This window comes from Polyangium sp. 6x1 (assembly GCF_029946515.1).
Lineage (GTDB): Bacteria > Myxococcota_A > Polyangia > Polyangiales > Polyangiaceae > Polyangium.
This window is the reverse complement of record NZ_JARZHH010000022.1, coordinates 114,671-124,464: the sequence shown is the minus strand read 5'-3', so window position 1 is coordinate 124,464 and position 9,794 is coordinate 114,671. Positions and strand designations below refer to the sequence as shown.

At 71.3% G+C, this 9,794-nt stretch carries 9 protein-coding genes; 4 read left to right on the top strand and 5 right to left on the bottom strand.

Annotated elements, in window-relative coordinates:
* Positions 1-94 precede the first annotated feature (94 nt).
* Complete coding sequence (locus QHF85_RS21755; protein ID WP_281329177.1) at positions 95-1,093, top strand: metallophosphoesterase; 999 nt, start codon at positions 95-97, stop codon at positions 1,091-1,093.
* A gap of 15 nt (positions 1,094-1,108) precedes the next feature.
* On the opposite strand, the gene QHF85_RS21750 is transcribed toward QHF85_RS21755, so the two are convergent.
* The 5 genes from QHF85_RS21750 to QHF85_RS21730 all read right to left on the bottom strand — a co-directional run bounded on the left by QHF85_RS21750 (position 1,109) and on the right by QHF85_RS21730 (position 6,129).
* The gene (locus tag QHF85_RS21750; protein ID WP_281329176.1) at positions 1,109-1,579 is read right to left on the bottom strand and encodes a peroxiredoxin; all 471 of its coding nucleotides are present in this window, start codon (positions 1,577-1,579) and stop codon (positions 1,109-1,111) included.
* A 70-nt stretch (positions 1,580-1,649) separates the two neighbouring features.
* Complete coding sequence (locus tag QHF85_RS21745) at positions 1,650-1,931, bottom strand: hypothetical protein (RefSeq protein ID WP_281329175.1); 282 nt, start codon at positions 1,929-1,931, stop codon at positions 1,650-1,652.
* Positions 1,928-2,467, bottom strand: coding sequence for a hypothetical protein (locus QHF85_RS21740; protein WP_281329174.1), 540 nt, complete (start codon positions 2,465-2,467; stop codon positions 1,928-1,930). The genes QHF85_RS21745 and QHF85_RS21740 overlap by 4 nt, the downstream gene beginning before the upstream one ends.
* A 45-nt stretch (positions 2,468-2,512) precedes the next feature.
* Entirely contained in the window at positions 2,513-4,999 is a 2,487-nt protein-coding gene (locus QHF85_RS21735) for a DUF5682 family protein (protein ID WP_281329173.1), read from the bottom strand.
* Positions 4,996-6,129 carry an AAA family ATPase gene (locus tag QHF85_RS21730; protein WP_281329172.1) on the bottom strand — a complete coding sequence of 378 codons (1,134 nt, stop codon included), beginning with the start codon at positions 6,127-6,129 and terminating at the stop codon, positions 4,996-4,998. The genes QHF85_RS21735 and QHF85_RS21730 overlap by 4 nt, the downstream gene beginning before the upstream one ends.
* Before the next feature lie 359 nt (positions 6,130-6,488).
* On the opposite strand from QHF85_RS21730, the gene QHF85_RS21725 reads away from it, so the two are divergent.
* The 3 genes from QHF85_RS21725 (at position 6,489) to QHF85_RS21715 (ending at position 9,711) form a co-directional block, all read left to right on the top strand.
* Positions 6,489-7,385, top strand: a complete 897-nt coding sequence (locus tag QHF85_RS21725) for a hypothetical protein (protein ID WP_281329171.1) — start codon at positions 6,489-6,491, stop codon at positions 7,383-7,385.
* Positions 7,386-7,497: 112 nt separating this feature from the next.
* Positions 7,498-8,532, top strand: a complete 1,035-nt coding sequence (locus tag QHF85_RS21720; protein ID WP_281329170.1) for a hypothetical protein — start codon at positions 7,498-7,500, stop codon at positions 8,530-8,532.
* Between the two features lie 219 nt (positions 8,533-8,751).
* Positions 8,752-9,711 (top strand): hypothetical protein, encoded by a 960-nt coding sequence (locus tag QHF85_RS21715; RefSeq protein ID WP_281329169.1) that lies wholly within the window; start codon positions 8,752-8,754, stop codon positions 9,709-9,711.
* Positions 9,712-9,794 lie beyond the last annotated feature (83 nt).

Genomic DNA, 9,794 nt, shown 5'->3' with positions numbered 1-9,794 from the left:
AGGCCTGGAGGCCTCGGGAGCCTCGCGCGAGCGAGCGGCGAATCCCGGGCAAAAGCAATAGCTTGTGCGCTCGCGCGCCTTATACTGATCCCTCGTGTCGAGCACCCCTCCTCCCGAAGGCTTGCTCCTCGAGCAGTACCGCGGTCGCCTCCCCGGAGACGAGACCGTCCTCCCCCCCGCGGCCGTCGCGCGAGCCAAGACGAGCATCCAGGTCCGGCGCTTCGCCGGCCCTGCGCATTACACCGAGCACCTGTCCCACCTGCGCATCGCGCACCTGACCGACCTCCACGTCGGCCGCGTGACCCCGTGGGCGGTGCAGCTCGCCGCCGTCGAGCTGACCAACGCGGAGAAGCCCGATCTCGTCCTGCTCACGGGCGATTTCGTGTGCCACAGCCAGCAGTACCTCGACCGCCTGGAGGCCCTCGTGCGGCGCTTCGAGGCGCCCGTGATGGCCGTGCTCGGCAACCACGATTACTGGTCCGGCGCAGACGAGGTCCGCCTGGCCCTGCGCCGCGGCGGCGTGGAGATCCTCGACAATCGCCACACGATCATCGGCCTGCGCCACCAGATGCTCCAGGTCGTCGGCCTGGACGACGCGTACACCGGCCACGCCCGCAGGGAAGAGGCCTTGAAGGGCCTGCGGCGCGATCTGCCGACGATCGCCATGTCCCACATCGCCGAGGAGGCCGACGGCCTCTGGGCGCACGACATCCCGCTCGTTTTGTCCGGCCACACCCACGCCGGCCAGGTCACGCTCGCCCGCCTGCACGAGCTCGCGATCGGCAAGCTCGCGGGCCACCGCTACGTGCACGGCCTTTACGGCAGCCGCAGGAGCGGCGGCGCGCACCCCGGCGCGGTGTACGTCGGCGCGGGCATCGGCGCGTCCGTCATGCCGATCCGCCTCGGCGAGCGAGGTCAGCGCGAGGTCGCCATCTTCGAGCTCGGCTACGAGCCCGGCGCGATCGAAGAGCACCACGACGAGCAGGACCCGCTGCCCGGCCGCCCGCCCACGCCCGAGATCATGGCCAAGCGCGCCGCCGCCGTGGTCGCCAAGCGCGAGAAGCGCGAGCGTAAGAAGGTTCGGACGAGCTAGCAGCCTGCTGAAGCGCTACGCCCGCTGCGCTTCGAACTTCGCGTGCACGAAGCGCAGCACGTCGTCGCGGTGTTTCTGCGCGCTGAGCTCGTGGTGGAAGATCGCCTCGACGACCATCTCCGGGCTCACGACGAACGTGTATCGCTGCGCCACACCCACGAGCGGCCAGAGCACGTCGTAGGCGCGCGCGATGCGTTTGTCCGCGTCCCCGATGAGGGGGAACGGCAGGTCGAGATCGCCGGCGAACTTGCACTGCGTGTCGCCGTCGTCCGTGCTCACGCCGACGAGGTTCGCGCCGGCGAGCTGGAGCTCGTTGTAGTTGTCCCGGAAGGCCTTGGTTTCGCCTGTGCACACCGGCGTGAACGCCTTCGGGTAGAAGTACACGACCGTGCAAAGCCCCTCTTGCTTGGAGAGGACGAACCGGTCGCCCGCCGTCGTCTGCGCGTCGATCTCCGGAGCGCGATCCCCGACCTTGAGCGAGCTCATCGGGAAAAGGGGTAGCAAAGTGAAAGCGGCGCGTCGAGCGGGGCCCGAAGGCGGGTCGGCGCGCGGCCCCTCACTCGCCGATCTCTTTTTCGAGCTTGTCGACCTCGGCCTCGACGGTCGTGGAGCCGATGTCCTTCTCGGCCTCCTCTTCAAAATCCTCCTGCGTCGGAAGATCGTCCTCGGCCGCGGTCGTCTTCTCGTCCACGGGCGGCGCGATCCCCACGGGCGGCCTCGGCAGCTCCGCGGACGGCTTTTGCGGCGCCGCGGGCGCGGCCGGGGCCTCTTCTTTTTTCTGTTCGCAGCCCGCCGCGAAGGCGAGCGCCAGAAGGCAAGCGAGCACGGCGTTCCTCACGGCGCACCTCCCGGACCCTTCTCCGTAAGCCGTTTCATCGCGCGCTGGTGACGCGCGTTTTCCTTCTCGACGAGCTTGTCGATGCGCGCGACGAGCTCCTTCTTGCCGTCCGCCTCCGCCACCTTCCGCGCCTGCGCGAGCCGCGCGAGTCGACGCGCGTGCACCTCGAGCTCCGCGCGCGCCCCCGGCCGCTTCACCACGTCGCCCCACTTCTCGCGCAGCTCCTTGCGCCTCGCCTCGCGCTTCGCCTTGCGATCCTCGCGCAGCTCCTTCTTGTCTTCGCGGATCTCTTTCTTGTCCTCGCGAAGCTCCTTCGCATCCGCGCCCGCTTTGCGATCCTCGCGGAGCTCCTTGCGGTCCTCGCGCAGCTCCTTCCGGTCCTCGCGCAGCTCCTTCTTGCTCTCGCGCACCGGTCGAATCGCGCGGATCTGCTCGCGCGTGGGCCCGTCGGCGACCACGTCCGCCGACGCGACCGCTGCAGCCGCGAGCAGCGCCGCGCCGAGCAGCGTCGCCAAGCTTCTCTTCGTCCCGCTCACGTCGTCACCTCGCCCCGCATCGTATCCGCCCGCGAGGCCGCGCCGTCAGCGATTCGGCTCCGCGGAGGGGCCCGCCCACGCCGCCTCGGCTTCGAGCCATCGAAGCTCCCAGGCCGAGAGCCGCGCCACCTCCTCGGGCGGCAAGGGCGAGACAATCCGCGCCTCGGAGGCGCCGAGGCCGAGCACCTTCGCGGCACGGGAAGAGATCTCCTCGAGCTCGCGCGGGCCGAGCCGCGCGAGGGCGCGGCGCAAGGACGGGAGCGACGCGAGGAAGCCCTCGAAGCTGCCCGAGGAGACGTGCGCGACGAGCGCTTCGAGCAGCGACGGCTCGTCGAGCAGCGCGCGCGGCGAGAGCGCGAGCAGGCCTTCGAGGTACGCGCCCTTCGCCTCGGGCCGCCCCCGCGCCGCTTCGAAATGCGCGCCGAGCTCCGAGCCCCGCCCCTCGCCGAGGCTCACGAGCAGCCCATCGAGCGCCCCCAGCACGAGCGGCGACGTCGCCCGCGCGATCTCCCGCGCCGCACGCGCCTTCGCGAGCAAGAGCTCTCGCGCCGGGCCCATCCCGTCACCCGCGAGCGTCGCCCCCCCGAGATCCGCGAGCAGCGGCGGCACCTCCACGGCCCGCGCCCCCGATGTCTGCGCGAGCCGCCCGAGCCTGCGCGTCCCCTCCTCGTACGCCGCGCGCCCGAGCGCATCGAGCCACGCCGCCCGCGGGAGGCCGAGCCGCGCCCGCATCGCCCGCACCCGCCGGAGCTTCCGCGCCGCTTCGAGGAGCGACCGCGGATCCTCGTCCGCGCCGATCGCGGCCTCGAGCGCCGGCGTGAGCCGCCGGCAGACGCCTTCGAGCCCCATGCGCACGCCTCGCCCCACGCACGCCGCGATCGCCCCCGCCCGGCCTTCGCCTTCCCGCGCCGCGCGTGCGAGCAGCCGCGCCGCCGCCTCCTCGATGCTCGCCCCTTCCGCCGCGAGATCGAGCAGCCGCGCGTCCACCTCCGGCGCGTACGCCACGGTCCAGCGCTCCGTCGCCGCCTCGAGCTCGGTCGACGCTTGGGGCTTGGGGCCGCCTTCAGCGCCCTCCTCCGCGTCGCCCGCCCCGATCTGCGTCGCGAACCCGAGCCCGAGCCACGTCGTGCGATGCAGAAACCACGAGCAGCGCCGCGCCTTCCTCGACGTCGCAAGCGAGAGCTCGATCCCCCGCGGCGGCCCCGCCGAGGGCAGGAGCCCCAGCGCCTCGGCCGTCTCCCGGAAGTCGCGCGTGATCGCGCTCGGACCTGCCGTCGGCCCGAGCTTGCCCATGCGGCTGCCGCGCAGCGCCTCACCGAGCGCCGCGACGACCCGCCGCCCCGCGACGCGCAGCTCGCCTTTCACGAAGCAGCTCGTCGCGGCCTCGATCACCTCGGCCCGCCCGATCCTCGGCCGTCCCCGCAGCGACGCGAGCTCCCGCGCGAACGCGAGCGCCGCGATCGCGTCGGCCGGGCCGAGCGCGTCGCCCTCGGCCCGCGCCCGCCGGATCGTCTCCAGAAGGACCCGCTCCGCCGCCTGCGCGAACGGATCCGCCTCCGCCCGCGCCTCCCACACGTGCTGGTAGAACGCCGGCCCGCTCATCCCCGGCGCGTACCCGAGCAGCGCGTCGAGCCGCGGGAACGTGTACGGCACGAGCCGCACCACCGCCTCCGCGTCGTCCTTCGGCGCCCGCCTGAGCTCGGGCAACGTCTCCCGCGCGGCGCCGAGCGCGACCACGTGCAGCGCCCCTGCGACGACGAGCACGCGCTTCCCTTTCTGCGCCGCGCTCTCCGCGATCTTCGCCGCCATGAACCGCTCGCGAAACAGCGTCCCGTCCGCTTCGAGCTCCTCCTGCCCGAACGTCCGCCGCGTCGCGAGCGCGTACGTGCCCACCGCGAGCGCCCAGCCCTCGGGGCTCTCGTCCCAGCTTCCTTGCTCGAACAGCGCCTCCCACAGCTCGTCGAAGTCCCGCACGCCCGCCCGCGCGCAGAGCGCCGCCGTGAACCGGCTCCGCCCGAACCACGCGCCTGCGTCTCGCCCGAGCCGCTCGCCGAGCGCCTGCTCCGCCGAGGGCAGGTCGTCCTCGCCCGCGTCCGTCTCCACCTCGCCAAACGGATCCAGCCGATCGATGAAGCGCACCTCGGCGCCGCTCGCCTTCGCGAAGCGCATCGCCACGAGCTCGGGCGAGTAGTCGCAGAACGGGTAGTACGCCCGCGATCGCGGCGCCTCCGGTGCGCGGCTCCCGTCCCGCCGCGCGACGAAGCGGGGGCTCTTGCTTTCGGTCATCGCGCAGAGCGCGAACGGCGCGCGGCTCTCCGGATCGAGCAGCGCTTCGAGGTGCTCCTCGAACCGCGCGGGCAGCTCCACGAGGATCACGTCCGGCGCGAAGCTCGGCAGGAACGCTTCGAGCTTCGCCGCGCACGTCGGGCTCTGGTGGCGCACCGGGAAGAAGGCGAGCGCGCTCGACAATCCGAGCCGCTTCGCCACCTCGGCGCGCGTCTCCGCCGGCGCTCCGACGCCCTCGAGGTTCATCGCGCGCGGCCGATGTTGCGCCACGCCTCGAGCAGCGCGCCCCACGGGCCGCCGTGCCGCGCCGCCCGATCGCGCACCACCGTCTCCACGTACCGCTCGAGCTTCGCCGTGTCCTCGGCCGCGTCGAGCGTCGCCGCGCCCGCGAGATGCGAGGCCACCTCCTCGGCCCCGAGCCTCCCCGTCCCGTAGTAATGCGCGTGCAGCGCGGCCGCGTGCAGCGTCGCGATCGCCTCGGCCGTCGACAGCGGCGCCTCGGGTCGATCGAGGTGCACGCCCTCGCGGCTGCGCCCCGCGCGGAGCTCCTGGAACGTCGTCACCACGAGCTCCACCGCGTCCCGCGGCACGGGCACGCTCGCCCCTGCCGCCGCGAGCTGCTTTTGCACCTCGCGCTCGACGAGCGCCATCTCCACGAACGGATCCCGGATCGGCCGCACCGACTCGAAGTTGAACCGCCGCCGGAGCGCCGCGCTCATCTCGTTCACCCCGCGGTCCCGCGCGTTCGCCGTGGCGATCAAGTTGAAGCCCTCCCGCGCGAACAGGATCCCGTCCTCGCCTTCGAGCTCCGGCACGCGGAGCACCTTGTCGGACAGGATGCCCACGAGGCTGTCCTGCACCTCCACGGGGCAACGCGTCAGCTCCTCGAAGCGCGCGATCCGGCCCTCGCGCATCGCGGCGAAGAGCGGCGAGGGCACGAGCGCCTCCCGCACCGGGCCTTTCGCCAGGAGCAGCGCGTAGTTCCACGTGTACTTGATCTGATCCTCGGTCGTGGCCGCGCTGCCTTGCACCGTGAGCAGGCTCGTCCCGGTCGCGGCCGCGGCGAGCAGCTCCGACAGCATCGACTTCGCCGTCCCCGGCTCGCCGACGAGCAGGAGCGCGCGGGGCGAGGCGAGCGTCACGATCGCGCGCTCGACGAGCGCGTCGTCGCCGAAGAACTTCTGCGTCACGGCGATCTCGCCTTCGCCTCCCGGCCTCGGGAGCTTCGCGTCGCCCGAGCCCAGGATGAACGTGCGGATCATCCGCGGCGACAGCCGGAAGCCTCGTGGCTTCGGGTGCGTGTCGGCGGCGGCGAGGGCGTCGAGCTCCTCGCGAAAGAGCACCTCTGCGGCGGGACGGAGGACGGATTCGGCCACGCGGATCGCTTCTCGCCGCCCGGCGTGGAACGGCTCTGGCAAGCGCTACCTGGGCGCATTCACCGCGTCAATCCGGCCCGTCTCCCGTGCGGCCCTCGCGACGCGGTGAAACGGGGTGCCCTCGTGGTCTTGCCGCCGTTGCGCCGGATCCCGGCTCGAAGTTCGCCGGAGGCTCGCGTTGCCGAGCCCGATTCGCTACCATCGTCTGCGACGTGTCCCGACGAACTGCCCGGGCAAGCCTACTGCGTGACGGCCGACCTTCGGCCTTCGCGCCTTCGGCGGGGCACCTTCCTAACGAACTGCCCGGGCTGGCCTGCCGTGCGCCTGCGGGCGCCGGGCGGGGCAGGGAGAAGCCATCGATGAACCGAATGTCTTGGCTCTTGGTCGTTCCGCTCGCTCTCGCATCCGCTCTCTCCGTGCCGGCGGGGTGCGTCGAGTTCGACGTCTATACGTACAACAAGTCGTCCGACAGCGGCGGCAACGGCGGAACCGGCGGCGGGATGGGCGGCAGCGGCAACGGCGGCAGTGCAGGCGACGGCGGCATGTCGGGTTGCACCGACAACGGCGACTGCGCGGACAGCGAATGCCGGATTGGCGGCACGTGCAACAACGACATGTGTCTCTATGCGACCGTGCACATGCCAGGCACGCCCATCGGCGCGCAGGTGTACGGCGATTGCAAGCAGCGGGAGTGCGACCTCTCGGGCACGATCACGCAGGCCGATGCCCCGAGCGACATCTACGACTGGGGGAACCCGTGCTACGCGGATGGATGCAGCGCGTGGACGAACCCGCAGTCCACCGCCGAGCCGTGCACGACGAAGTGGGGGAAGACCGGCGGCCTGTGCAGCGCCCTCAAGTGCATCGAGTGCACGGAAGACAGCCAGTGCAACGGCATGAAGTGCGCGACGGACATCGGGAAGTGCGTCCCCACGCATTGCTCGAATGGAGCTGCGGACACCGCCAACGGCGAGACGGACATGGATTGTGGCGGTCCCTGCGTCCCTTGTGTGGCCGGTAAGGCCTGCACGAAGCGCACCGATTGCGAAGGGGAAGGGGTATGTATGGGCAATGTATGCCAGGTGCCGACCTGCAAGGATACGCTGAAGACTGGCGACGAGACCGGCCCGGATTGCGGCGGGACCTGCGCCAAGGATATGGCGGACCCGAAGAAGTGCCCCGAAGGCGTTGGTTGCCTCGTCCCCGACGATTGCCAGGCCGGTTTGTCGTGCAAAAATGGCAGTTGCGAGAAATAGGGAACTCGTCTTGCGTGGAAGCCCCGCCGTCCGGGAGGGCGTAGGCGCGGGGCTTCTCGCTCCCAGGTGAACGATTGAGGACGCCGCGTTCGGCGTGGAGGAGCTTCGAAACATGCAAATCGGACGAGCTTGGATTTGGCCCCTCTTGATCGCGGGGCTGTCTTCTTTGGCAGCGGCTTGCGGGACCGACCCGAACCCGGGCAACCCGAGCGGCTCGGGCACCGGCGGCGCGGGCGGCGGCGTGGGCGGCGCGGGCGGCGTGGGCGGCGTGGGTGGCGGCGGCACGGGCGGCACGGCCGGCGGCTCGAGCACGGGCGGGGGCAGCGGGGACACCTGCGTGCGCTCCGAGTGCCCCGGCATCGACTCCCCCTGTGGCGTCCGCACCTGCGACGGGGGCGCCTGTGGAATGATCGTCCTCCTGCAGGAAGGCGTCGTCCTCGACAGCCAGACGTATGGCGACTGCAAGCGCGCCGTGTGTGACGCGAACGGCGGCGTCATGCAGATCGAGGACACGAACGACCGGTACGACGACGGCAACCCCTGCACGCTCGACACGTGCATGAACGGGGAGATGCAGCACATCAACCAGGAGGCCGGCTTCTCCTGCGGCAACAACGTCAAATGCAACGACGCCGGCCAGTGCGTGCGCTGCAACGTCGGTGGCCCCGCCAATGAATGCCCGAACGGCAGCACCTGCGTCGAGGCGAAGAATTACAAGGACATCGAGACGCTCGACGTCGCCGTCAACAAGTGCGTGCCGATGACGTGCAAGGACGGCGTGAAGAACGGCAGCGAGACCGACATCGACTGCGGCGGCACCGCCTGCGCGCCCTGCGACGTCGGCGGCGTCTGCAACGGGCCGCTCGACTGCATCGAGGCCGTCTGTGATCCCGCCGCGAAGACGTGCTCGGCGGCGTCGTGCACCGACGGCTCCTTGAACGGCGCCGAGACCTCCCCCGACTTCGGCGGCCCGACGTGCCCGCCGACCAGCGTCGGGTCCGGGTGCAAGGTCCCCGAGGACTGCGCCACGGGCGTCTGCCAGGGCGCGAAGTGCGCGGCGGCCACCTGCTCCGACGCCACCCAGAACGGCGCCGAGGGCGGCGTCGACTGCGGCGGCACCTGCAAGGCGAAATGCTCCGAGCCCTGAGCCGCGCGCGAATCTCCACCCCGCGCGCTGGCCTCTTGCGCTATCGTGCAGCCGTTCAACTGTCACGGACGTAAACCAAGGTCCGAGCCCTCACGCCCTCGCAGGCGGCCTCCCGTCGGCGAGGGCGCGCGTTTCTTTTCCGGAAGGCGCGCGCGCGGGGGCTCGCGCCTCGGCGTCGAGAGAGCCGCGGGCGACGCGGCCCGGGAGGAATGCTTTGCCATGAGAATCGAACGAGCTTGGATGATCGCTTGTATCCTCGGCGCGACGATTGCGGCGTCCGCGGTCGGCTGTGGGGATGAACCCAGCTCCAACAACCCGACGTCGAGCTCGTCGAGCGGCGCGGCGGGCGGCGGCGGCGCGGGCGGCGGCGGCAGCACGGGTGGCATGGGCGGCGCGGGTGGCGGTGTGTCCCCCGAGTGCACGACGCCGGCGGACTGCACGAACGAGGGCACGGCGAACTTCTGCGGCGAGCCCGCGTGCGAGTCGGGCAAGTGTGTCCGCAAGGCCCTGCAGCCGGAGGGCACGCCGCTGCCGTCGCAGGTCTACGGCGATTGCCAGGAAATGCGATGTGACGCGAACGCGCAGCCGGCGCCCGTCAACAACGACGACGACGTCTACAACGACGGCAACGAGTGCACCGACGACGTCTGCGCCGAGGGCGTCGCGCTGCACAACGTCCAGACGCAGGGCTTCCTCTGCTCCGCGGCGGGCATCTGCAACGACACGGGCCAGTGCGTGCAATGCATCGACGGCGTGCAGGGCTGTTTCAGCGGCAACCAGATGTGCATGCAGGGCGTCTGCGTCGGCATCAACTGCAGCAACGGGATCAAGAACCCGGGCGAGGGCGACGTCGATTGCGGTGGCAATTGCCTCCCCTGCGAGGACGGCAAGACCTGCACGAACGGCTCGCAATGCAAGAGCGGCGTCTGCACGGGCGGCATGTGCGCCGCGCCGACCTGCACGGACACCGTGAAGAACGGTAACGAGACCGGCTATGATTGCGGCGGCGCCGATTGCCCGCCCTGCGCCACGGACGAGGGCTGCCAGCTCCCGACGGACTGCCAGAGCGGCGTCTGCATGGACGTCTTCTGCGCCGCGCCGAGCTGCACGGACGCCCTGCAAAATGGTGAGGAGACCGGCATCGATTGCGGCGGTCCCATGTGCGATCCCTGCAAGTGATCCCCTACGCCGGCGCGTGATTTCGTCACGCGCCGGCGTTTTTCTTCCGACCTCGAAAGACATCGCCTAGGATCCCGCCCGGA

What these genes read in the sequence shown, in the direction of transcription:
- QHF85_RS21750 (WP_281329176.1), bottom strand. Translation starts at nt 1,579, where the DNA reads ATGAGCTCGCTCAAGGTCGGGGATCGCGCTCCGGAGATCGACGCGCAG.
- QHF85_RS21735 (WP_281329173.1), bottom strand. Translation starts at nt 4,999, where the DNA reads ATGAACCTCGAGGGCGTCGGAGCGCCGGCGGAGACGCGCGCCGAGGTG.
- QHF85_RS21725 (WP_281329171.1), top strand. Translation starts at nt 6,489, where the DNA reads ATGAACCGAATGTCTTGGCTCTTGGTCGTTCCGCTCGCTCTCGCATCC.
- QHF85_RS21720 (WP_281329170.1), top strand. Translation starts at nt 7,498, where the DNA reads ATGCAAATCGGACGAGCTTGGATTTGGCCCCTCTTGATCGCGGGGCTG.
- QHF85_RS21715 (WP_281329169.1), top strand. Translation starts at nt 8,752, where the DNA reads ATGAGAATCGAACGAGCTTGGATGATCGCTTGTATCCTCGGCGCGACG.